Raw genomic sequence first — 24,950 nt, 5'->3', positions numbered from 1 at the left:
TATTAGTTTTAGATAAAATATTTACTCACTAATCAATTCTATCAATTTTTCGTCAATTTCAGCAGTTGCTTGCCAATAATAAAGCATTCCTTCAATAACATTTAATCTTACTGTTATTCTTTTAATCATATGAGCTTCACTTATCTAAATTTTCATTGGCTTCTTTACTTATTACCTATATTATTACTGTACTCTTTAGCCCTACTACTTATCCTTTTAGAGTAATCAATTATTTTCCTATTGTATTCCTCATTCATCAGTGGAGAAGAAAGTAGAAAGTCCGCTGTAGAACGATTGTTTGCAACAGGTACATCATATAAAACTGCAATACGAAGTAATGCTTTAACATCGGGGTCATGAGGTTGGGCTTCTAATGGATCCCAGAAAAATATCATAAAGTCTATATTCCCTTCTGCTATACGAGATCCTATCTGCTGATCTCCACCTAAAGGTCCACTTTTAAAAGCTATAATTGGTAGCTTAGCAGTGTCTGCAATAAGCTTAGCAGTAGTTCCAGTTCCACATAAAAAGTGATTTTCTAACCTATCTTTATTTACCTTTACCCAATTTACTAAATCTTCTTTTCTGTTATCATGTGCAATAAGTGCTATATTCTTTTGCTTTTTCATTTTAATTATAGTATAATCATTTACTATATCCATCTAAACTCCCCCTTTAATTTAATTTTACTAAACTAGTTTTATATTGTCCATATAGGCTTAAATATACGCTTCTTCTAGTAAAAAAAATTGTCGCTTTAATATTCCACAAATTTCACCATTTTTCTTAAAACTTCTTTAAAGTTATGAGATTGGGATATCCTATGATATAATAGTTAGACGAACGAAACAATGCAGGAAATAAAATATAAAATGAAAATTAACGTAAAGTACAACCAAATAAGCCAGCTGGTGGGTTTTACTAAGCCGCGTTGACTATGAGGTGATAATATGAAAGATCAAACTAAAATATTTAGAGAGAAAAATGTATTAAAAGCACTAATTCAATTTGCTGTGCCTGGAGTAATAACCATTTTAGTTTCGGAGCTCTACAATATGGTAGACACATTTTTTGTAGGTAAATATGTAAGTGCAAATGCTGTTGGAGCCTTAGGCATTGCCTTTCCTATTCAAAGATTAATAATAGCTACATCTCTACTAATAGGAGTTGGGACTTCTACTTCTATTGCTAGATCCTTAGGCGAAAAGGATTATAGTAAGGTAAATAAAAATATTGCTAATGCTATCACTTTAGGACTAATAGCTTCTATAGTGCTTCCAATATTAATCTTTTTATTTAGAAAAGGTTTAATTTACAATTTAGGTGCGAGTGATGTAATATATCCAATTGCCGAAAAATATATTTCAATAGTTTTAATAGGCAGTTTATTTTTGAGTTTTACTAATATCTTTGGATATTGTATTATTGCACTTGGTAATCCTAAGGTAACCGTAACTGCACTTTCCATTGGTACTATTGTTAATATAGTGTTAGATTATTTATTAGTAGCAATATTTGGAATGGGCGTAGCAGGAGCTGCAATTGCAACTGTTTCATCACAAACTATTGGTTTTATCTACGCCTTAGTAAAAATGTATAGCTGTAAAAGAGATTTTAATTTAAAACTTAAAATGTCCTTTGATTTAGATATATCAAAATCTATTATATCAATAGGATTTGCAACCTTTATAGTGGAAATATCAGATGCTATAGTAATAGCTGTTTTAAATAATTTATTACTACCTACTGGTGGAGATACAGCTATTATCATTGTAGGAGCAATTACAAGGGTATCTATGTTTATGTATATTACTATTATTGGGATTAGTTCTGGAATGCAGCCTTTGGCAGCCTATAATTATGGCGCTAAGGATTATCAAAAACTAAATAAAATTATTGATATAACAACTAAAATGGTTTCCGCCACTTCGGTAGTTTTATGGAGTGGAATGATGATCTTTTCAACTCAAATATTTGCAAGTTTTATAAAAGAGCCTGATATTTTAGTTGAAACGGTTAAAGCCTTTAGGACTACAATTATTATTTTCCCAGTTATCGGAATCTACTATGTTTCTATTTACTATAATCAGGCAATAAATAAAGCAAAAGTTAGTTTCTTTTTATCTATATACCGACAACTGTTATTATTCATACCTATAGTTATTGTTTTAGTAAGTACTATGGGTGTAAATGGAGCATGGATAACATATCCAGTAACAGATGCTATTGCAGCTATTACCGGTGTAATATTTATTAAGAGGGGCTTATCTTTATTAGAAGATAAACTGGAGTTTAGCGGAATAATTGCAGAAGAATAATTAATGATAAACAATGGTATAGTTAATCGACACATTATGTCGATTAACTATACCATTAATACATTTTACTAACACCTATAACCTACCTTGAGGTAGCTGCACAATAAATGAAGTATCAACTCCAATATTGCTTTCAACATATATTTTACCGTTATGCTTTTGTACAATTGATTTTGCAATAGCTAAGCCTAATCCATAGCCACCACTCTCTCTTGAACGGGAAGAATCTTCACGATAAAACCTTTCAAATATTTTTTCAGTATTTTCCGAAGCAATACCTGCACCAGTATTTTTTACTATGATTTCTATATTGTTTTTCTTAGAGCTTAAACTTGCTGAAATTATCCCTTCTTTAGGTGTATTTTTTATTGCATTATCCACTAATATATTAATTAAACGCTCAAAACTTTCTTTATGCCCGTAAAAATATATCTCCTCCTGAATATCTGTTTCTAGTTCAATACTATTTTCAAATAGGACTGCCTCAAAGGATAATAGGACTCCATCTAACACATTACTTAAATTAAAACTTTGGAAAAGTAATGGTTGTTCTAATGAATCCATTTTAGCTAAAGACAGCATATCATTAATAAGATTTGACATTCTTTCGGTTTGTGAGTGTATAAAGCCGATCCACTTTGACTGGCTTTCTATAGTTTCCTCTTGATTCGATGAAATTACAGCTAAATTGGTTTTAATTATGGCTAGCGGGGTTTTGAGTTCATGGGATGCATCTGCAACAAACTGCTCTTGTTTTTCAAATGCTTCTTTAATAGGTTTAATAGTACGATTAGCTAAATATACGCTAATTAAAAATAACACAATAAGACTACCCCCACCTACTATAACAAATATAATCAAAATATCTCTCAAACTTTCCTGAAGCCGACTTCTATCAACAAATGCTATTTTTGTGCCAAAAGGAGTTTCTCTCTTAATAAAAGAATAATTAAAATCTCCCGCTTTAATTTTTCCAGAATTCTCGTGTATTTCTATGGCCTTTGATACGGCTTCTTTAATAATATCTTCCTCCATAGCTATAAAAGACGAAAATACAATAATTTCATTGTTTTTATTTAACTCTACAACTAAACTTGTAGCTACCCTCGGCCCTCCTGGGAATGGCTTCGGAGGGGCATTAATAATTTTATCAAGGTCAAAAGCTAGTTGACGCTCCCCGCCGAATGCAGTTAGTATATATATTGCAATAAAAATAGCTACAAAAACAAATGTTAAAAGGGACATGTTTATAATAACAAACTTTTGTTTTAATTCTTTAAACATATTTACTCCTCCAATTTATAACCTACTCCCCTAATGGTAGATATTTTAGCCTGCGTCCCAATATATTGAAGTTTTTTCCGTAAAAAAGATATATATACCTCTATATTATTATTCTCAGCTTCAGATTCATACCCCCATATCTTTATTATAAGATCCTCTTTGTTGACTACTATTCCAGGTCTTAATAGAAAATATTTAAGTATTTCTAATTCTTTAAGTGCTAGTCTTACATTACCTTTCCTACCTTCAAGTATGTAGGTAGATAAATTTAAAGAAAAATCTTCAAAATACAATGTGTCATCGTTTATCACTTCGCCTTTTCTTCTAGTTAATGCTCTTAACCTTGCCAATAACTCATCCGTAGAAAATGGTTTCGGAAGATAATCATCGGCACCACAGTCCAGTCCCTTTATCTTGTCTAATACTTCTCCTTTGGCTGTAAGTAATATAACAGGGGTAGAGATATTTTCTTCTCTTATCTTTTTCAATATTTCAAGTCCATTCAGTTTTGGTAGCATTATATCTAAAATTATTACATCATAAATACCTGTTAAAGCATAGTCTAGACCATCTTCACCGTTATAAACCCCATCTACCATGTACTTATTTTGCTTTAAAATTTGTATTAATGCTTCTGATAATTGTTTTTCATCCTCAACTAACAAAACCTTCATTTTGTATCACGCCTTTTATTTTTATATTTTTAACTTGACTATATATTGATATAAATTTTCTTTATTATAGCATACAAAGCTTAAAACAAAATTAAATTTAAAATTATTCAATTTAATCTTCAGTTTAAGATTAAATTAAGGATCATACTGTAAATTAAATATGTGGACATTGATACTAGGAGGTGAATAAATGGATAAACCAAAATTCAGACATGAAATAAAACATTTTATTAATAGTTTAGACGGTTGTATTTTAAGGACTAGGTTAAAACAAATAATGAGTCCAGATACTTTTGCTCTTGAAGATGGCAAATATAAAATTAGAAGTTTATACTTCGATAACTTTAATGACAAAGCTCTTTTAGAGAAGCTAGATGGACTTAATAACCGTGAAAAGTTTAGAATTCGTTTTTATAATGATGATCATTCATTTATAAAGCTTGAAAAGAAAAGTAAAACCAGGGGCTTATGTTTAAAGGATTCTGTGCAAATAAGCTATGAAAACTGTAAACGTATAGTAGAAGGAGATATAGCTTGGATGTCAGACTCTAATAACCCTTTACTTTTAGAGCTTTATATTAAAATGCAAACCGAGTTTTTACGACCTAAAACTGTGGTGGACTACACTAGAGAAGCCTATATGTATAAACCTGGTAATGTAAGAATTACTATAGATAGTAATATTAAGACTGGTATTTTTTCTAAGGATTTGCTTAATCCAAATTTACCTACAATAGGCATGTATCCTCCAGGATATAGCATTTTAGAGGTTAAATTTGATGAGTTTCTACCTGAGATAATAAGCGATATGCTACAAACAAATGAGCATAGAAGTACATCAGTTTCTAAATATGCAGCTTGTAGAATATATGGCTAATTTAAAATATTAATAATGGAGGTTTGAAAAATGAATGCAGCAAAACAAATTACTTTTAATGATATTTTTAAGTCAAGTTTTCTTGAAAAAGTAACATCTTTCTCTCTTTTAGATATGGTTTTAGCCATGGGCCTTGCCTTTGTATTAGGCTTATTTATATTCTTAGTTTACAAAAAAACATTTAAAGGTGTAATGTACTCTATTAACTTTGGTGCTTCCCTTATGGCAATGACAATGATTACAACCTTTATAATTCTAGCAATTACATCTAATGTGGTGCTATCTCTTGGTATGGTTGGTGCACTCTCTATTGTTAGATTCCGTTCTGCTGTTAAAGAGCCCATCGATATTGCCTTCTTATTCTGGTCTATAAGTGTTGGTATTGTCATTGGTGCAGGGCTTATTCCCCTTGCAGTATTAGGATCCTTATTTATAGGTCTAGTTTTACTTGTATTTGTTAATAAGAAGAGTACAGATAATCCATATATAGTACTTGTTAATATGACCGGAGATAAATGCGAAGACAATGTAATGGAGTTTATAAGCAGTAGAGTTAGCAAATATATTGTAAAATCAAAGACTGTATCATCTAGCAACAATGTAGAACTATCTGTAGAAGTAAGACTTAAAAATATGTCCACAACATTTATCAACGATATAACTAAGTTTGAAGGAGTAAATAACGCTGTACTTGTAAGCTACAACGGTGAATATATGTCTTAGGAGTGATGTTAAATGTTAGGGAATAGACATATCAATTTAATTATAATAATTTTGATGATTGTTACTATAATCTTTACATCTATTTTTATATTATCCCCCCAAAGCTTAGGCATAACTCCATCTTCAACTACTGAAGTTGAGTATGCTAGCCGTTTGTTCAAAAAAGATGAGGTAGCAGAAATTAGTATAAAAATGAAACAAGAAGATTGGGATTGGATTATAGAAAATGCTTTAGATGAAGAGTATAGAAGTGCTGATATAACTATAAATGGTGAAACTTTTTATAATGTTGGTATTCGTCCAAAGGGAAATTCTAGCCTTAGATCTGTTGCACAAGATGATACAACAGATCGATTTAGCTTTAAAATAAAATTTGATAAATATGTTAAGGGGCAAACCTATTATGGACTTGATAAATTTGTTATCAATAATATGATAAGCGATACAACATATATGAAGGAATATCTTGCCTATGATTTGTTTGAAAAAATGGATATAGTTACCCCTCTAAATTCCTTTACAAATATAAATATAAATGGTGAACCTTGGGGACTTTATCTTGCAGTAGAAGCCACTGAAGAAAGCTTTCTAAGTAGAAATTTTGGTAATGACTATGGCAGTCTTTATAAACCTGAAGATACTGGTTCTTCGCTAAAGTTGGCAGATGAAAATCATTCCAGCTATCAGGGTATTAAAGATAACGCTCAAATAAAAATTACAGACAAAGATTTTGATAAGGTAGTTGAAATGATTAAAAACCTTAACAGTGGAACAGACCTTGAAAAATACTTGGACGTTGACGAGGTACTTCGCTATTTCGCTGTAAACAATTTACTTGTTAATTTAGATAGTTATGTCGGTAATTTTAATCATAATTATCTTCTATATGAAAAAGATGGTGTATTCTCTATTTTACCTTGGGATCTTAATATGGCCTTTGGAGGTTTTCAAGTTAGAAATGGACAACAAGCAGTAGATTTTTCGATTAACACTCCTTATAGCGGCAATGGAGAAAATTACCCTCTTATTAGCAAGCTACTTGAAGTTCCAGAGTATAAAGAGATTTATAATAAGTATCTAGAAGAGGCAGTTAAATTATATTTTAATAGTGGACTGTTTAAAACAACTGTTACTAATCTAGATAATTTAATAAATGAATATGTTAAAAATGATGCAACTGCCTTTTACACCTACGAGCAATATACTGCGTCCCTTCCAGTACTTAAGGAGTTTGGTAAACTAAGGGCTAAAAGTGTTATTGCACAATTGGCAGGAGAAACAACAGCAGGCGCAGTAGATTTGGACTTAAATGCCCTTGGTAGTATGGGTATGGGTGGAGCTGGTGGAATGGCCGGACCTAACAGAGCTGGTGGCGGCAATAATAGGGATAGACCTAATAATATGGGGCAACCAGGTAATATGCCTAATGATATGGGTAGTGAGAATCGTCTTAATAATAGGAATCAAGATAATATGAATATGGGTAACCCTCCTAATGTTGGAAACCAAGAAAATATAAATAGAGATAATCCTCCTAACAATATTCAAGGTGGTTTTATGCAGGATACTATTAACTCAGAAAATATGGAAGAGATTATGGAAATTATACAAACAGCTGATGGAGGAGAATTAACTGATTCTCAAATTAACAAGCTAAAAGAATTAGGACTTGATGATACAGCAATAGAATTTATGAAAAATATACCTTCAAATATGAATCTAGAAAATTTCCAAAATGGTCCTGGAAGAGGTGGCGGTTTTCCTGGTGGAGACATGGGTGGAGGTAGGAATAGATCAAATACTAGAAACCTTATTCCCTCTTTAATAGTGACAGGAGTATGTACTTTGATTATGATATTAGCTATATTCTTTGTATATAAGTTTAAAAGACGTAAATATATTCGAGGATTAGCAAAATAATATAATGCTTTTTCAAGAAAATTATTGTAATCTCCCTATTTAAAAGACCTAAACGTTTATATAATATGCAACGTTTAGGTCTTTTCTTAACATACTCAATTATCTTATATTATTCAGCAGAATATATCATTCTATAATATGCTGTTTTAAACCCTAACTTTCCATATAGCTTTCTAGCCCTTTTATTATCGAGGTCTACATGAAGAGATAACTTACCATCTGTTAGTTCTATTATTTGATTAATAAGCTCTGTAGCTATACCTCGGCCCTTATTTCCTTCCTTTGTAGCTATATAACCTAGATGATATGTAGGAATAAAATCTTTAAAACCGAGGTTTACAACTACACATACAGCTTGAGGTACGTTATTTCTAAGGGCTATAATTATAAATCCAGATTTTACTGCAGATTCAACTGCATCTTCAGTTTCTTGTATAGGATCCGAATAATTTTGTAGCCACTCTTTTATCCACTGTACAATTGTTTCCTTAGAATATCTGTCAAAGTTAGTAACTCGATAAAGCTCTAGGTCACTTTTACCATCATTAAGAACTATTACATGCTTTCCATCTTTTATCTTCCCTTCTTTAGCAAGCTTGTAAAATCCAGCAAATGAATAACCTTCTTCCGTAGATAGTATTATATTTTCTTGTTTTCTTAAAACTTGAACACTTTCTTTTAAAATTTTTTCATCTATAGATATTATTTTACCATCTGTATCATGTATAGCTTTCAAAGTATCTCCAAGAAGTACCCCTTCTCCCGTAAATAGATTTCTCGTATATTTATTAACCTTTATGTCATACTCTTCAAGATCACCTATCTTCATATTTTTCTTGTAATCATCAAATATAGCATTGCCCTTTGGTATGGTACATGAAAATATTTTAGGATATTTATTTATATCCCCTTCAACCCACTTATTGACAAATCCGTTATAAAGGCTTGATACTGTATATCCATAACTCAGCTGAGTGAACACGGTACTTATATTATCTCCTAATTTTTCAGCGATCTCTTCGCCTATTTTCTGCAGAGAGATCATGCTAAGATGTTTATTTGCATACTGATTAGATGCATTATAGAAATTATTTTCTCTACAATATTTATCTACAAACTGATGTTTATTATCTATTTTTTCTGTTCTAAAGTCTATAATAAACTTATTATCAAATAAACTTTCCTTCCATTTCTCGGTTTTGAATAAAGGAATTTTTACACCTAGATCATTCTTATCACAAAAATGGATAATTGAATTAATATAATCATCAGAACCATCCACCAAAAGACCTTTACTTTTATGGCTTAGTGCATCTTTAACTATTACCTCAGAAATTCTATCAAACTTATGTCCAAAAGGATTTGTTCCTTCAAGTTTTAAATATATTTTTTCTACGCCCAGATACTTTTCTAGATTTTTAGCTCTCATTAAGGGGGTCCTTCCTGGCTTATTCAAAAAATCACTCCTTTTATAAATTTAAGTATTAAATAATATTAGTTTGTTCTATAATAAAGGATATATTACATGAAAAAGATTACAAAAGAAAGAGATGGTGATTTAAATGATTACAGTTTATTTAACTGGAATTTCAGCATATTATGAAGGAGAAGATATAGAGATCAGATATCGTATTTATAACGGTGAAGACCTTATATTAAAAGAGTCCCTTCTAAAGGATTATAAAAAACCGGCAGTAGTAGGTCCATTTGCACTGTTGACTGTTTTGAAAGAATTAGAAAAGTATCAGGATGACGAAATAACTATTATAGTTAATGACCCTGCATTAAATGAGCTAATTAGAGGAACATCAACAACAAAGAATGCAGGAGTTCTAAAAATGATAAATATGGCTAAAGATAGACTTAATAGGTTTAAAAATTCTATTAAAATTAAAGATATAAGTAATGATAAGGTGGAATTAGCTAAATGGGACGATATTCTAAAGCCTTAAATAATTAAAGGGAGCGGTTCCTTTGCCACATAGTGCCGAGGAATCGTCCCCCTTATTTTATCTCACTACTAACTTAGTTTTAGTTTTGCAATAAAATCTAATACCATCTTAGGAGCGCCCCAAGCATATACAGGAAAAACAAAGCCTATTTTTTCATCATCTTTTAGGATGTATTCATAGATCTCTTTTCCCTTATACATTAAAGCAGATATAGAAAAAAGCTTTTCTCCATGATACTTAGATATATCTTTAGCTACTTGTAGAGAATTTCCTGTACCTGTAAAGTAAACTATCATATTATATCCCCTCCCCCAATCTATTATAAAATATATATTACATATTAATAATATCTGTAGCCCTCTCAAGATATTCTAAATATGAGTAAGCTTCTTCTGAAGCTTTGCCACACATTTCCTCTGAGGCCCTTAGATTAATACATACAGCTGGTCTTTCTCTTTTTCCAAATAACATACATTTATTATCCGTTGTTAGCTGAATACATCTAACGCCTGCAGGTTTACCACCATTCATACCTGGTATTGGTGATGATATTGAAGGCGCAATACAACAAGCTCCACAGCCAGTTCTACATTCCATAAACATACCGTTGCCAAAACCTTATAAAACTCTAAAGATTTTGTTTAATTCTCTGTTCAACCTACCCTATTTTGAATAACCGAAGTTAATCTACTTTAGTTTGATATAGTAGTCCGAGAGCGTAAATTCGGATACAACGAATCCTACATATCAGCGTTATCTTGTTGGTGATTTTATGCTGATTTATACCCATTAGGGCACACGTAATTAGATAAGTTTATACATGCGTTCAAATCTCTATCAATAGATAACCCACATTCACATTTATAAACTCTATCAGAAAGTTTAAGGCTTTTATTGATATTTCCACACTTACTACAAGTTTTAGAAGATGGATAAAATCTATCTGCAACAACCAACTCTATTCCGTTAAATTTACATTTGTATTCTAACATTCTTCTAAACTCATAAAAGCCTTGTTTTGCTATGGCTTTTGATAAGTGCTTATTCTTCATTATGCCTTTTACATTAATATCTTCCATAACTACTCTGAATGGCTTGATTTTCACTATTTCAGTAGTAGTTTGATGAAGATAATCTTTTCTGATATTTGCTAATTTTCTATGCAGTAGTTGTATATTCTTTTCGAGTTTTATAATGTTGCTAGTTTTGGTATACTCCTTTCCTTTTTTATTTTTATCGTATTTACGACTGACTTGACGTTGCAACCTACGCAGTCTTTTTTCTATTTTTTTAACAACTCTTGTTTTATTAATATTCTTATAAACTTTACCATCTGAACATATTGCTAAATCTTTCAATCCCAAATCTATTCCTAAACTAACATCTGTTAATTCTTGATGTTGTTCTTCTTGTTCTATGCCAACAGATAAATACCAATACTTATTGTCAAATGATATTCTAGGGTTTGAGTATTTAACATTCACAGGTATCTGCTCATTCGTTCTTATCCAACCAACTTTTTCAATATTAACTAACTTGTTTTCTTTAACTTTTAGTTTCATATTGTCATTGTAAAAAGATTTTTTACTTCTTTTTCTACTTTTAAATCTAGGTTTATCTGCTAATCCTTTAAAAAAGTTTTTATAAGCATTACAAGCATCTTTTACAGCCTGTTTTGCCACATTGTTAGATACTTCATTTAACCAATTTAATTCGGATTTTTTTAAAATAGTTATCTCTTTTCTTAAATCTATATCGCTTATAAATTTGCCACCATTTTTATAATTTTCTTCTTGTTTGGCGAGTGTCCAATTATAAATATATCTAGCAGTACCAACTGATTTCCAAAGTGATTTTTCCTGCTTCTTAGTTGGAAATAATCTAACTTTCTTCGCTAGTATCATCCTCTAACAACTCCTTAATCATTTTCTTTGCTTTATTTGCTCTCTTGCCTTGAAGCCTACAACTAAAAACTGTAACTATCTGAATTAAATCTTCAACTAATTCTTGTTGTTCGGTCTTTTCAGTATTATCTATAATTTCAATAGTAGTACCATATTTATTACATAGATTTTCTATAATTTCAAAACCAAATCTTAATAATCTATCTTTATATAGAATTACTATCTTATCAATTTCTGAATTAGTTATCATATCTATTAATTGATTTAATCCTTTTTTATTGTAATTTATTCCACTTCCTATGTCAGTAATAATGCCAAAAGAGTAACCTTTAGCAATCATATAAGTTTTAACATTATCAACTTGTCTTTCTAAATCATCTTTTTGTTTGTGGGAACTAACTCTACAATATCTAATTACCTTTTTAGTTTTAGTTTCAATACCTTTTGTACCTAAAAATGATTGAGTTGTTCTTGTGAATAATATCTATATCCTGTTGGAGCAACATGATGTGGTTTTAATATATTTTTATTATCCCATTCCCTTAATGTTTGAGAAGTTTTTCCTATTAATTTAGAAAACTTTCCTATTGAATAATATATCATTTATATCACCTCTTGAATTTATTATAATGCAAATATTATATAAATTCAAAATAGCCTTATAAAGTTTTACAACGTTTTATTAACTGTTACTCATCCTCCTAATCTACTTAAAAACAATAATAACATATTTATATATTCATTATAAGATTTTTATCTATAATATTCTTACCAAATACTTTATCTTGACCTATATATAAATTTAAAGTATAGTGTAATTAAAATAAAACATAATATAAGGTGATGGAGTTCACCATAATTGCCAAAGGCTAATGACTCCTACAGATTCAATTTTATAATTGTATCTGTAGGAGTTTTTTTGTTTAATATTAAGGAGGTATTATGATGGCAGTAGATTTGGCTATAATTATTTTGCTTGGACTATTTGCAAATGCAGTTTTTGAAAGAATTCATTTACCAGGACTATTAGGAATGCTTGTTATTGGAGTAGTTATAGGTCCATACGGACTAAATATACTTAGTTCTGATATACTCAGCGTTTCCGCAGATTTTAGAAGAATTGCCCTAATTATTATTTTATTAAGGGCTGGACTAGGTATAAATAAAAAATCTTTGAGAGGAATAGGCAAAACAGCTCTAAAACTAAGTTGTATTCCAGGTTTAATAGAAGGATTTTTTATTGCATTTGCTTCTATTAAGCTTTTAGGCTTTTCTTTTATTCAAGGTGGAATACTTGGTTTTATAATTGCCGCTGTTTCTCCAGCTGTAGTAGTTCCTCAAATGCTGAATCTTATGGAAAAAAGGATAGGCACTAATAAAAATATACCGACTTTAATATTGGCAGGCGCTTCGATAGATGATGTTTTTGCTATTACAATATTTAGTACATTTTTAGGTTTATATAGTGGAAAGCAAATTAATATAGGGATTAAAGTTATTGAAATTCCATTAGCTATTATTTTAGGTATTTTTGTTGGTATTATTATAGGCCTAATATTAATTAAACTTTTTAAAAAGCGCCATATCCGTGATACAAAAAAAGTATTAATTATTCTTGGCGCAGGAGTTTTACTTTCCGCACTTGAAGATCTGTTAAAGAGCAGAATTCAATTGGCGGGATTATTGGGGGTTATGACCATAGGATTTATAATATTAGAGAAGAGCCCTGACATAGGTAAAAGATTAGCTGTAAAGTTTAATAAGGTATGGATATTTGCAGAGATACTTCTTTTTGTATTAGTGGGTTCGGAGGTAAATATAAATGTAGCTACCAATGCAGGAAAAGTGGGTATTGAATTAATATTAATAGGACTTTTAGGCAGAAGTTTGGGAGTATTAATATCACTAATAGGAAGCAACTTAAACTTAAAAGAGAGGCTATTTTGTGTTATTTCGTATGTACCCAAAGCCACAGTCCAAGCTGCAATAGGTTCTATCCCTTTATCGCTAGATGTGGCCTCTGGAGACATTATTCTAGCTATTTCAGTGTTATCAATAATCTTGACTGCACCATTGGGCGCTATAGGTATTAGTAAATCTGCAGAAAAATTATTAATAGTTGAATAATATATTTTGTTATACCTTAATTTTAAATTTGACCAAAGGACCTGCTACATCATAAAAAATATTGACCACATATGATATAATTTAAATAATAGATTCTTTAAATAAACAGAATTTGAAAGGGTTGAACAAATGAAAGCACTAATAGATATACACTGTCATACTATTGTTAGTGGACATGCTTACAGTACAATGGAGGAAATGATATCAAGAGCTAAGGAGAAAGGCCTTAGGGTTTTAGGTATTGCGGATCATGCACCTTCTATGCCTGGCAGTACTCACGTATTTTACTTTTCTAATTTATCCGTAGTGCCTAGAAAAATAGATGAATTAATTTTACTAAAAGGTGTAGAAGCTAATATTATGGACTATGAAGGAAATATCGACATGCCTGTAGAGATTTTAGAAAAATTAGACTATGTTATAGCTAGTTTACATCCACCTTGCATAGATCCAGGTACAATTGAAGAAAATACTAATGCTATTATAAATACCATGAAAAATCCTTATGTAAAGATTATAGCCCATCCTGATGACTCTAGATATCCTATAGATCATGAGGCTATAGTAAAGGCTTCTAAAAAATATAATGTGGCCCTCGAAGTTAATAATTCTTCTTTAAAGCCTGATAGCTTTAGAACAGGAGCCTATGAAAACGTAAAATCTATTTTAAACCTATGTAAAAAATATGAAACTAAAGTTATATTTGGTAGTGATGCTCATATTTCCTATGATATTGGAGAATTTACTAATTGTATAGATATTATGGAAGAAATAGATTTTCCTAAAGAACTTATAATAAACTATAGCACAGAAGCTATAAATAATTTATTAGGTGAAAATATACTCTAATCTTATCTTATTTGTAATTAAAAGAAAAACTACTAGGCATATTCAATGTACCTAGTAGTTTTTCTTTTAATATTTATATAATGATGAAATTAAAATTCCATATAAGCTGAGTCTTTGTTTATATCCCTGTAAAAAAGTTTTGTGTGTAATAGTATTTATATGTGCTACTTGAGTTGTAGGCTCCACCTACTCCAATGGTTTTATATTCACCTAAAATACTATTTCTATGTTCACTTGAGTTCATCCAGCCTTCATGTGTTTCAATAGCATCTGAAGTTCCTGCAGCTATATTTTCAGCCGCTGATATATAGGTTATCCCTTCCTTTTTCATTCTGTCAAAAGGACTTTCTCCTTTTAAATTAATATGTTCAAAATAATCACTATCAGCCATATCTTGACTATGTTTTCTTGAACTAATCATTGCCTCGTCACTCCATGTAAATGGTTCTAAACCATTCCTTATCCTGATAACATTTGCAAGATCAAATATCTGTCTTTCAAAGCTATTCCTTAGCTTTTCACTGTATACCCCATAATATCCATCTAATCCAAGCTCTATATCTTCATCTATAATTTGCAGAGATGTTACAGTATTATTTTCATGAATATCATAGAAAATAGATACATAGCTTCCATCAATAAGATAAAGTCCTTTTTCATCTACATTATATATAGAGTAAACAGTATTACCTTTTCTAACACTGTTTAAAGATTTTCCTAGTAACCTCTCTACCTCGGCTCTTTCCATGCCTATCTTTATTCCCTTTGTCGACTTCCAATTATCCACATTTGTATATATACCTACTACCTTTTTATCTTTTATTCCCACCTGAATATATTTACTATAATCCCTATTATAAATATACCATTCAAATCCGTATTTACTTAAATCCTTCCTATCAGGTTGCCCAAGCTTAGAGATTAGATCTTCTTCGGTTGAACCTACCGAAATACCTTGAACGACAAATTCTTTATTGATATTTCTCTCCTTCAATGATACTGTGTATGTCTTTGGGTCCCATCCAATATCTATGCCTAAGCTTTCACTAATAAATCTTAAAGGAACAAAAGTCCTTCCATCCTTTAAAAAGGCAACAGTATCCATTGATTTATTTATACCATTCAATGTAAATCTTTCTTCTCCGATTTTAAATCTCATATTAGTATTATCTTTAATAATATCTACTGCCTTATTAGCTTGATCCCACTTAACTTCTGCTCCTAAACGCTCTGCTACAAAGCTAACTGGAACGAGCACCCTACCAGCTTTAGCATCCATATATGGTTTAACATTAGGGAAACTAATTTTAATATTATTTAGTTTAATAGTAACTTCGCTTTGTGCAGAAATAAATATTGAGCTTGAAATCAGTGTTAACAAAATTAATAGTATAAGAATAAGACTTTTACTCTTGTTTCTCATTATTTCACCTGCTTTTCTTATGTATTTTACTCCAAAATTGCTTCATCTATTAGAATTGTATCATAACTTGTTACATGAATGTATTTAAAGCAAATAAGTAAGACTTGCTAATTTAAAATTTTTCTAGTGTCATATTGACTAATTATAAAAGAAAAGGAATTATGTCAAGATGCACCTTTATCTAGTGCTAGACTTTCTTCTATTGTGGATTTTATCATCTCAAAAATTCTAATATTATCTTCTAGGCTTATACCATCAACTGTTAAGGTTCTTTCTTTAGTCAAACCATCTACAGCTCCAGCATTTACTATAGCTTCCAAAGCCTGTCTTTCTGTTTCAACATTATAAAGTAAGTCCTCTTGTGAAAACATGGAAAGTGCAGAAGCTAGAGCGTGTCCGCCCCAGTTAGATACACCTGCTACTATAAGATAATCTGTAACAAAGGATGCCGCTATTATATCCCCATTTGGAATATTTTCTATTACATACTGTTTTATTTTTCCCATTCCAATTTCATTTCCACCATCACCAATACCAATTGTAGTTAATCCTAAACGCCCTGCTTCCCTAAACAAACAGTCCATACTTGGAATAATATCACTAAGGCATTCTCCTCTCATAGAATAAATATTACCATCTGAGGCTTCGCCTGGTCTTTCTACTGCTAGTAAACAATCTGGCTTATATGTACTAAGTATACTTTGAGAAAGAATATCCTCCTCACCTTTAATAAATATTTCTAGTGGTGCTTTTAAACCTACCAGTTTTAAAGCAGCTTGTAGCATTGATTTAGAATATATATCTGTAATAATAACTACACTTTTCCCTAGTTTCTCTAATGCGCTGGCAACCGAAATAGCACCTAATGGCCCATCGGTTTCTCCAGTCAATGTATCTTTAATTACGAATCCAGTAGTAATTATAATAGTATTTGATTTTATAAGTTCCTTTGCTGCATTTTCAATTTCACCAGCTAGATAGGCTTTATCCATACCCCTACTATTTAGGTTTTCACTAATAATCTCTTCTAGTCTCTTAAAATAATTCATATATTCAAATTCTCCTTAAATAAAATATTATATAAGTAAGTTAGTATTCTGTTCAAACCATCTCTGTTATTATAACAAACAATTTCTAATTTGATCTAACAAAGATTTTAGTAGAGAAGCTTAAAGAATTAAATCTTAGATATGTATATGTGAATAAGAACTATTATATAATGGCACTACCTTTAAAAATCCCATTGAAAACAACTAGCCTCTGTGATAAATCATCATAGTTTAGGGTAATATATATTTATTTAAAAGAGTACACTATTAAAAACTTTTGAAAGGACTGAATTAAATGTCAAATAAGCTTCCAATTGGATTTATCGGTCATGGATCACCTATGAATATAATCTCTGATAATCCCTACACTCGAAGTATTTATAATATTGGGAATAATCTCCCCAAACCAAAGGCAATTTTAGTAATTACTGCCCATTGGATGTCAGATGGAGTTACTGCTATTACTACTGCAAGCAACCCCCATTTAATTTATGATTTTTATGGGTTTCCTGAAGAATTATACAAGATTAAATACGATTGTCCCGGATATCCTGAAATTGAGGACATTTTAAAAGGGTTAAACATAGTTCCATCTAGAGATTATGGGCTGGACCATGGCGTATGGGCTATAATGAAGTTTATGTATCCAAAGGCGGATATTCCTGTAGTTGCTCTTAGTTTGGATATGGCTCAACCAGCTGAGTATCATTATAACCTAGGAAAGTCTATGAGATTTTTACGCGAAAAAGGTGTACTAGTCTTAGGAAGTGGCAATCTTGTACATAACTTATTTAAAGCAGATTTACGTGGGGATTCTGAACCTTATAATTGGGCTATAGATTTTGAAAGAGAAGTAATAGAATCTTTAAAAAGAAAAGATTTCGAAGATCTTATTAAGTATGGAGATATGAAAACTTTATCTATACCAACCAAAGACCACTATCTACCTCTTCTTTATATATTAGGTATGGTAGATGAAGATGATGAATTTGAGATAATATATTCGGGAATACAAAATAAATCCATATCTCAATTAAGTTTCTTATATAAATAAAAACCACATAGAGCCTATCAATAAGTTTTAGGCAGTTTCGCAATCAATTTTAGAACATAACAGTAAAAACATCTATGTAAAATTTTATAAAAATTACACTAGGTATTTATATATTTATCTATAATAAGTTACTCTTACATTTCATAATTTCCCATAATTCCATGACAATTATTCCACAGTTTTCTCCTATACTATTAATCAGGAGGTACCTTACAGATATCAATAATTTGAAGGGAGTAGATTTTATGAATTGGAAAAAAAGTATTATCCCAGCTACGCTTTCGCTAACTCTATTAATTCCTACAGCTGCTTTTGCTGATAATGATGCAAATGTTTCAGAAAATACAAAAGGGTTTGGAGGACTTAGAACAGTAATTACCAATAGATCTTCACATGAAAATGAAGTCTTTTATAGTAACATAGAGGTTACTGAAGAAGTTAAGATAAAATTAGAAGAACTGAAAGCTAAACTAGATAGTGGAGAAATTACTAAGGATCAGTTTCGCGAAGAAATGAAGGAATTGATGCCTGAGGGATCTCGAGTTAAAGGTGTGGAAAAAAAGCTTATTGAAAAAGCAGAGATCCCCGGAGAAGTTAAGGTAAAATTAGAAGAACTGAAAGCTAAACTAGAAAATGGGGAAATTACTAAGGATCAGTTTCATGGAGAAATGAAGGAATTGATGCCTGAGGGATCTCAATTTAAAGGTGTGGGAAAAAAGCTTATTAAAAAAATGGATATTCTAGAGGAAGTTAAGACAAAATTACAAGAGCTTAGAACTAAACTAGAAAATAAAGAAATTACTGAGGATCAGTTCCACGAAGAGATGAAGGAATTGATGCCTGAAGGTTTTCGAGTTAAAATACAAAGAAAAGACTCTTCTAATAAAGAAATCAGCAATTTAATTTAGACTTAGAACAAAATACGTACCTCCCAAGCAAGATTCAAAGGACGTGATATTTCACGTCCTTTTTGCTATAATCTAAATTAAGGAGGTTGATTGTATGTCATTTCGAATCTATTTAGTGGAAGATGATAGTAATTTAAATTTAGTTCTTACTTCTTACTTAGAAAAAGAAGGATGGAATGTTTCTTCTTTTTTTACTGGTGAAAAAGCAAGAGAAGAAATCAGTTCTCCACCTGATTTATGGATATTAGATATTATGCTCCCTGATGTAGATGGTTATCAGCTCATTGGTGAAATTAAAGCCACCTCCCCACAAATTCCTGTCATTTTTATATCTGCAAGAGATGCTGACTTAGATCGAGTTATTGGTTTAGAGCTAGGGAGTGATGATTACTTATCTAAGCCGTTTCTACCTCGCGAACTGGTAATTCGGACCCGAAAACTTCTAGAGCGTGTCTACCCGAATCAATATCAGCCACAAACTATTCCTCCATATAGTATAGATGAAGTAAGCAGGAAAGTTATATTCCAAAATAAAGTAATAGATCTCACCTCTAAGGAGTTTGATCTTCTTCTTTGTTTTACTAAAAATCAAGGACAAGCTTTAACTCGCGAACAGCTCCTCATTCATATTTGGGGTAATGATTATTTTGGAACTGACCGTGTAGTAGACGATCTAGTTAGACGACTTCGGAAAAAAATGTCTAAGTTGCGTATTGAAACAATGTATGGATATGGCTATAGGATGGTGAAATCATGAAGAATCTTCCATTATCAATGCAGATTTGGTTAGTTATTGCAGCTATAATGTTAAGCATTTCAATACTATTATCAATACTGTTTCCTTGGACTCTACGAGACTTTTTTACTAGGGAGATCTATGCCACCATCGAAAGTGCACAAAATTTAACTCTTGCTCGATTTAATAATGAGCTTTTAGGAGAAACATGGAAAAACGGTATTCTAATAGATCGAAAGCAGCAAATTCAGGATATACGAACAGTTAATCATTTTATACTAATAGAGGATAGTCCAGAGGTTATTGCATCTCGCCTTCCTGTAGAATTTTTATATAAGGTCAGGGATCAAATAAAAAGTCAAACATCAGATGTGCAACGATATAGTGGACAAATTGGAGATAAAAAAATTTTTTATGTGGTTGCTAAAGAAAAAATATTAAATCAAAATATTTTTCTAGTTTCTTACATGTGGGACTCATATCGTGAAGATTTAGTACAGACCCTCTTAAAAAGGTTAGTTTTTATAATGAGTTTAGTTTTTATACTAAGCTGGTTGCCTTCTTTAGGATTAGCAAAGTATTTATCTAAGCCTTTAGTTACTTTGGAAATGAGAGTTAAAAAGCTTGCTAATCGAGATTGGCAGGAGCCTATACAATTAAAAAGAGAAGACGAAATTGGAAGATTAGGTCAGTCTATAGAACAACTGAGAAATCAACTTATCAAACAGGATGAAGCTCAACAATCCTTTCTACAGCATACATCCCACGAGCTTAAAACACCTGTTATGGTAATTCGTAGCTATACACAGGCAATCCAAGATGGCATATATCCTAAAGGGAATTTAACAAATAGTGTCAAAACCATTGAAGAAGAGGCCATGCGTTTAGAAAAATCTATTAGTAATCTCCTTTACTTAACAAAGCTTGAGTACTTAGCTACCCACAATCCATCCAATGAACAGGTGGCTATGGATCAACTCATAAAAGATGTAGTAGAAAGATTTCGTTGGCGACGTAATGAGCTAAATTGGACCTTAGAACTTACCCCCACCTTTGTTAAAGGAAATATAGACCAATGGCGAGTAGTCTTAGAAAATTTATTAGATAATCAAATTCGCTATGCTCAGAGTCAAATCCTTATATCTTTAACAAATTCGGAATGCCCTAATGAAAAATTGGCATACCTTCGCATTTGGAATGATGGACCAAGTATTCCAGTTGAAAACATAGATGATATTTTTCGTAAGTTTCAGAAAGGACCTCAGGGACAAGTTGGACTCGGGTTAGCCATTGTTCATCGTGCTATTTCTTTAGTCAATGGTAAAATTAGGGCTAAAAATGAAGCCGAGGGTGTCTCTTTTTATTTAGAAATTCCTTCTTGGTAAATCAAACAATAAAAAAAAATAAATAAGCCGTCTATAGCCTATAAAAAATAAGGTCTGCCGAGTTCAGAAATGTTTTAATTCAATCTTTTCTATCATTTATTTAATAAATATTATAAAATATTAATTAGAAAGGGGCGACATATATGGAAAATATGATTAAAAGGTTTTTAAACTATGTAACTATTGATACAAAATCAGAGCATGACTCTCAAAATGTTCCTAGCACTGAAACCCAATTTGAACTAGCAAATGTTTTAGTAAGGGAGCTTAAAGAACTAGGACTGAGTGATGCATCTGTGGACGAAAACTGTTATGTAATGGCAACTCTCCCATCAAATATGGACAAAGATGTTCCTACCATAGGATTTATTGCCCATATGGACACTAGTCCTGATATGTCTGGTAAAGATGTTAATCCTAAAATGGTAGAAAACTACAATGGTGAGGATATTATTTTAAACGGGGATAAAAATATAGTTTTATCTCCAGCAGATTTTCCAGACTTAAAAAACTATGTAGGAAAAACCTTAATTACCACAGATGGAACTACGCTGCTTGGGGCAGATAATAAAGCCGGTATAGCTGAAATAATGAGTGCTGTTGAATATTTAGTCAATAATCCTGAGGTAAAACATGGAACCATTAAAGTAGCCTTTACCCCTGACGAAGAAGTTGGCAGAGGGGCAGACCATTTTGATGTCCAAAAGTTTGGCGCAGACTTTGCATATACAATTGATGGTGGAGAAATAGGTGAGCTTGAATATGAGAACTTTAATGCCGCAGGAGTTAAAGTAACTATCCACGGTAGAAATATTCACCCTGGAACAGCTAAAAATAAAATGATCAATTCTATGGAAATAGCTATGGAACTTAATTCAATGTTACCCGAAAATCATAAACCTCCATATACTGAAGGGTACGAAGGCTTTTTCTTACTTACATCAATAAATGGAGATGTAGAAGAAACTAAGGCTAACTACATAATAAGGGATCACTTTAAAGATTCTTTTGAGGAAAAGAAAACATTAATGCAAAATGCAGTGGATTATTTAAATGGTAAATATGGAGAAAATACTATAGAGGTTGTAATAAAAGATCAATACTATAATATGAAAGAAAAAATTGAGCCTGTAATGCATATAATAGATACTGCTAAATTAGCTATGGAGGAGGTAGGAGTTACTCCTATTATTAAGGCTATTCGAGGCGGTACCGATGGTGCAAGACTTTCATTTATGGGTCTGCCTTGCCCTAATATTTTTACAGGAGGCCATAACTTTCACGGTAAATATGAATATATTTGTGTAGAATCTATGGATAAGGCTGTTGAGGTTATTCTAAAAATTGTGGAGCTGTATAGCAAATAAAAATATAAAAATCCAATAATACTAGATATGAATTGCTGATTAGTTTTTTCTAAAACGAAACACCACTAGTGTACCAATGAGGCGTTTAGTTTGCCTCCTATATTCTAGTGGTGTTTTGTTTAATATTTAAATATTAAAATGGAATCTCTAAGCTCAGATGCTGTAGTTGCAAGGCTTGCTACTGCATTTGCTATCTCCTCCATTGCCGCTGTTTGCTCTTGAGAGCTAGCAGCAACATTGCTAGAAGAATCTACTGTTTCGCGAGAAATATCTGTCATGATATCAAAACTCTTTGTAACTTCTAAAGCATTTGTATATACTCCATGAGTTAATGTTGTAACTTCTCCTATTTGCCCTGCTATAATATTTATTTCATTAAGTATATCTGAAAACCGATTGCTAGATTCTGTTACGCTAGCTACTCCATACTCCACTTCTTTATTGTTAGATTCCATTGCCTTTACTGTTTCATTTATTTCATATTGAATATTTGATATAAGCTCTGCAATTTGTCTAGAAGACTGGGAGGATTGTTCTGCCAGTTTCCTTACTTCTTCAGCTACTACAGAAAAGCCTCTTCCTGCCTCGCCGGCCCTTGCAGCTTCAATAGCTGCATTAAGAGCTAATAAATTAGTTTGCTCTGCAATATCACTTATGGTAACTACAATTTTTTCAATCTCTCTTGAACTTTCGTTAAGTTTAAATATTTCCTCCGCTGTTTTTTCTGTAGAATCCTTTAAATTGTTAATTTTTTCTACAGCATCTTTAGAAGATAATATACCTTCTTGTGCAGAGTCTAGTGTGTTTTTAGATGATATATTTATATTACCTATGTTTGTAGCAGCATTTTTAATATTTTCAACCATAGTATCCATAGCACCTCTTGATACTTCTATTGAATCAAATTGATTTTGTGCAGCTATTGACACTTGAGTAATAGTGCCTGCAACTTCTTCAGCCGAAGCAGATACTTCCTCAGATGAAGCGGATAACTGTTGACTTATAGTAGCCACATTCTCCGATACATTTCCAGCACGAGAAATAACATCTCTAAGGCTAGATGTCATTATATTAAAGGAGTTTGCGAGTATACTTATTTCATCCTTTGTATTAATAGTAATTTTTTGAGTTAAATCTCCAGATGCTACCTTTTCAGTTACATTTATTAGTTCTTTAATAGGTTTCAACGAGTAATTTAAAAATAAGTAGAATAACACGAGTGCTATAGATGATAGTCCTACTGTATATAATATAGAATTTCTTTTTATTCCGTTTATTTGCTCAACTAAAGAGGATCTATTATTTACTACTTTAAAATAACCACGAACATTATCCCTATAGTCTTTAAAAGGAATAAGCATTACATTGTACCTATTATCTTTAGTAGTTAAATATAATATTTCGTCATTGCCCAATCTTTCTAAATGATCGTCATTTTCGATTTTCCAGCTATCTTCACTAGTGGAAGCTAACATATTAGAATCAGAATCTGCATTAGCTTCTAGATTATATATAAAATATTCCCCAGAATAATTATTTTTTAATCCTTTTAAAAAGCTTATTCCAAAGTCACTACCATATTCTACACTACCAGTATGTACACCTTCATAAAACATTGGAACTACAGCTCTAAATCCATAGCCGCCAACACCTTCTTCAAGGCCTTTAATAATTTCTTTTTTAGCATTTGTTTCATTCACTGTAAATCTAAAATCCTTTAAACTATCTCCAAATTTTTCTGGCTGATGCAATCTAAGAAAAGATGTAGAATCAGGTAGGTGAAACTGTATTTGAGAAATTTTTGAAGAAATACTTTTATATACAGGTACAAGCATTTTTTCTAATTCTTCACGATTTCCCTCTGCAAAGCTTCTTTGAACTTCCGTATTGTTTGCTAATGCTAAAACACTTATTTCCGCAGCCTCTAACTGTTTCTCCATTTGGATCTGAACAGATTGTCTTAATACTTCCAACATCTCCTGCTCTCTTTCAATTATAATTTTAGTTGTCGTACTAGAAGTATAATAAGAAAGTATTGAAAATATTAATAAAACAGAAACAGTAAAACCGATAAATATTTTGGATTTTAAAGACATATTTACTCCTCCTTATATTTTTTAAAAGTTTAAATCGTTAAAAAATTATCATATTTATATATACCGCATAATAGAATTGCAAAACAGCTCTATATATGCTCTACTACTAGACCTTATTTCTGCTTTAAAAGCTTTTGAGCATTTTTTCTTTATTTTCATAAATTAAAACATGGACATAACAATTTCTTATATTATCATATTTAAAATTCGCAAACAATAGGCTTATGAGGGGAAGTTTAGTTTAGGCCATATTTTAATAGATTAATAGTAATACAGCTAAGGGCCGTTTTAAATTATAATTTTA

At 31.3% G+C, this 24,950-nt stretch carries 22 protein-coding genes, 1 pseudogene and 1 riboswitch; of the genes and pseudogenes, 12 read left to right on the top strand and 11 right to left on the bottom strand.

The window, feature by feature from the left end; translation table 11 throughout:
- Positions 1–164: 164 nt before the first annotated feature.
- Entirely contained in the window at positions 165–662 is a 498-nt protein-coding gene (locus tag HYG84_RS07385; RefSeq protein ID WP_212381719.1) for a methylglyoxal synthase, read from the bottom strand.
- Positions 663–950: 288 nt separating this feature from the next.
- On the opposite strand from HYG84_RS07385, the gene HYG84_RS07380 reads away from it, so the two are divergent.
- Positions 951–2,318 carry an MATE family efflux transporter gene (locus tag HYG84_RS07380; RefSeq protein ID WP_212381717.1) on the top strand — a complete coding sequence of 456 codons (1,368 nt, stop codon included), beginning with the start codon at positions 951–953 and terminating at the stop codon, positions 2,316–2,318.
- Positions 2,319–2,393: 75 nt separating this feature from the next.
- On the opposite strand, the gene HYG84_RS07375 is transcribed toward HYG84_RS07380, so the two are convergent.
- Both HYG84_RS07375 and HYG84_RS07370 read right to left on the bottom strand, forming a co-directional pair.
- Positions 2,394–3,602, bottom strand: a complete 1,209-nt coding sequence (locus HYG84_RS07375) for a sensor histidine kinase (protein WP_212381715.1) — start codon at positions 3,600–3,602, stop codon at positions 2,394–2,396.
- A 2-nt stretch (positions 3,603–3,604) separates the two neighbouring features.
- Positions 3,605–4,276: a response regulator transcription factor gene (locus HYG84_RS07370; RefSeq protein ID WP_212381713.1), complete on the bottom strand. Its 672-nt coding sequence runs from the start codon at positions 4,274–4,276 to the stop codon at positions 3,605–3,607.
- A gap of 190 nt (positions 4,277–4,466) precedes the next feature.
- Between HYG84_RS07370 and HYG84_RS07365 the strand changes: the two genes are divergently transcribed.
- Genes HYG84_RS07365 through HYG84_RS07355 form a run of 3 tightly spaced genes read left to right on the top strand, consistent with a single transcriptional unit; the run spans position 4,467 to position 7,796 of the window.
- The gene (locus HYG84_RS07365) at positions 4,467–5,153 is read left to right on the top strand and encodes a polyphosphate polymerase domain-containing protein (RefSeq protein WP_212381711.1); all 687 of its coding nucleotides are present in this window, start codon (positions 4,467–4,469) and stop codon (positions 5,151–5,153) included.
- Between the two features lie 30 nt (positions 5,154–5,183).
- Entirely contained in the window at positions 5,184–5,876 is a 693-nt protein-coding gene (locus tag HYG84_RS07360; protein ID WP_212381709.1) for a DUF4956 domain-containing protein, read from the top strand.
- Between the two features lie 12 nt (positions 5,877–5,888).
- A complete protein-coding gene (locus tag HYG84_RS07355) occupies positions 5,889–7,796 on the top strand; it encodes a CotH kinase family protein (RefSeq protein ID WP_212381707.1) in 1,908 nt (635 codons plus the stop codon).
- 109 nt (positions 7,797–7,905) lie between these two features.
- Here the strand turns inward: HYG84_RS07355 and HYG84_RS07350 are convergent, their stop codons facing one another.
- Positions 7,906–9,225, bottom strand: coding sequence for a pyridoxal-phosphate dependent enzyme (locus tag HYG84_RS07350; protein ID WP_212381705.1), 1,320 nt, complete (start codon positions 9,223–9,225; stop codon positions 7,906–7,908).
- A gap of 133 nt (positions 9,226–9,358) precedes the next feature.
- Between HYG84_RS07350 and HYG84_RS07345 the strand changes: the two genes are divergently transcribed.
- Positions 9,359–9,748, top strand: a complete 390-nt coding sequence (locus HYG84_RS07345) for a hypothetical protein (protein WP_212381703.1) — start codon at positions 9,359–9,361, stop codon at positions 9,746–9,748.
- Positions 9,749–9,816: 68 nt separating this feature from the next.
- Here the strand turns inward: HYG84_RS07345 and HYG84_RS07340 are convergent, their stop codons facing one another.
- From HYG84_RS07340 to HYG84_RS07325, 4 genes and pseudogenes are all read right to left on the bottom strand, one after another.
- Positions 9,817–10,044, bottom strand: coding sequence for an EFR1 family ferrodoxin (locus tag HYG84_RS07340; RefSeq protein ID WP_212381701.1), 228 nt, complete (start codon positions 10,042–10,044; stop codon positions 9,817–9,819).
- Between the two features lie 37 nt (positions 10,045–10,081).
- Complete coding sequence (locus HYG84_RS07335; RefSeq protein ID WP_212381699.1) at positions 10,082–10,345, bottom strand: YkgJ family cysteine cluster protein; 264 nt, start codon at positions 10,343–10,345, stop codon at positions 10,082–10,084.
- Between the two features lie 173 nt (positions 10,346–10,518).
- The gene (locus tag HYG84_RS07330) at positions 10,519–11,652 is read right to left on the bottom strand and encodes an RNA-guided endonuclease InsQ/TnpB family protein (RefSeq protein WP_212381697.1); all 1,134 of its coding nucleotides are present in this window, start codon (positions 11,650–11,652) and stop codon (positions 10,519–10,521) included.
- Positions 11,630–12,255 (bottom strand): annotated as a pseudogene (locus HYG84_RS07325) (IS607 family transposase). Before HYG84_RS07325 ends, HYG84_RS07330 begins: the two are co-directional and overlap by 23 nt.
- A 227-nt stretch (positions 12,256–12,482) precedes the next feature.
- Positions 12,483–12,541: riboswitch (Fluoride riboswitch) on the top strand.
- A 56-nt stretch (positions 12,542–12,597) separates the two neighbouring features.
- Between HYG84_RS07325 and HYG84_RS07320 the strand changes: the two are divergent.
- Complete coding sequence (locus HYG84_RS07320) at positions 12,598–13,779, top strand: cation:proton antiporter (RefSeq protein WP_212381695.1); 1,182 nt, start codon at positions 12,598–12,600, stop codon at positions 13,777–13,779.
- A 129-nt stretch (positions 13,780–13,908) separates the two neighbouring features.
- Positions 13,909–14,628, top strand: a complete 720-nt coding sequence (locus HYG84_RS07315; RefSeq protein ID WP_212381693.1) for a phosphatase — start codon at positions 13,909–13,911, stop codon at positions 14,626–14,628.
- 118 nt (positions 14,629–14,746) lie between these two features.
- On the opposite strand, the gene HYG84_RS07310 is transcribed toward HYG84_RS07315, so the two are convergent.
- Together HYG84_RS07310 and HYG84_RS07305 are read right to left on the bottom strand one after the other, a co-directional pair.
- Positions 14,747–16,051 carry a CAP-associated domain-containing protein gene (locus HYG84_RS07310; protein WP_212381691.1) on the bottom strand — a complete coding sequence of 435 codons (1,305 nt, stop codon included), beginning with the start codon at positions 16,049–16,051 and terminating at the stop codon, positions 14,747–14,749.
- A 164-nt stretch (positions 16,052–16,215) separates the two neighbouring features.
- Positions 16,216–17,100 (bottom strand): DUF4392 domain-containing protein, encoded by an 885-nt coding sequence (locus HYG84_RS07305; RefSeq protein ID WP_212381689.1) that lies wholly within the window; start codon positions 17,098–17,100, stop codon positions 16,216–16,218.
- Positions 17,101–17,395: 295 nt separating this feature from the next.
- On the opposite strand from HYG84_RS07305, the gene ygiD reads away from it, so the two are divergent.
- From ygiD to pepT, 5 genes are all read left to right on the top strand, one after another.
- Positions 17,396–18,154 (top strand): 4,5-DOPA dioxygenase extradiol, encoded by a 759-nt coding sequence (gene ygiD, locus HYG84_RS07300; protein ID WP_212381687.1) that lies wholly within the window; start codon positions 17,396–17,398, stop codon positions 18,152–18,154.
- Between the two features lie 245 nt (positions 18,155–18,399).
- Positions 18,400–19,062, top strand: a complete 663-nt coding sequence (locus tag HYG84_RS07295) for an SHOCT domain-containing protein (protein WP_212381685.1) — start codon at positions 18,400–18,402, stop codon at positions 19,060–19,062.
- Positions 19,063–19,156: 94 nt separating this feature from the next.
- On the top strand, positions 19,157–19,819 hold the full coding sequence (locus tag HYG84_RS07290; RefSeq protein ID WP_212381683.1) for a response regulator transcription factor: 663 nt from the start codon (positions 19,157–19,159) through the stop codon (positions 19,817–19,819).
- A complete protein-coding gene (locus HYG84_RS07285; protein ID WP_212381682.1) occupies positions 19,816–21,183 on the top strand; it encodes a sensor histidine kinase in 1,368 nt (455 codons plus the stop codon). The genes HYG84_RS07290 and HYG84_RS07285 overlap by 4 nt, the downstream gene beginning before the upstream one ends.
- Positions 21,184–21,326: 143 nt before the next feature.
- On the top strand, positions 21,327–22,550 hold the full coding sequence (gene pepT / locus HYG84_RS07280) for a peptidase T (protein WP_212381680.1): 1,224 nt from the start codon (positions 21,327–21,329) through the stop codon (positions 22,548–22,550).
- Positions 22,551–22,669: 119 nt separating this feature from the next.
- Here the strand turns inward: pepT and HYG84_RS07275 are convergent, their stop codons facing one another.
- Positions 22,670–24,646 carry a methyl-accepting chemotaxis protein gene (locus HYG84_RS07275; protein ID WP_212381678.1) on the bottom strand — a complete coding sequence of 659 codons (1,977 nt, stop codon included), beginning with the start codon at positions 24,644–24,646 and terminating at the stop codon, positions 22,670–22,672.
- Positions 24,647–24,950 lie beyond the last annotated feature (304 nt).

It is taken from the genome of Alkaliphilus sp. B6464 (assembly GCF_018141165.1).
In the GTDB taxonomy this organism is placed as follows: domain Bacteria; phylum Bacillota; class Clostridia; order Peptostreptococcales; family Natronincolaceae; genus Alkaliphilus_B.
This window is presented reverse-complemented; position numbering and strand designations above follow the sequence as displayed.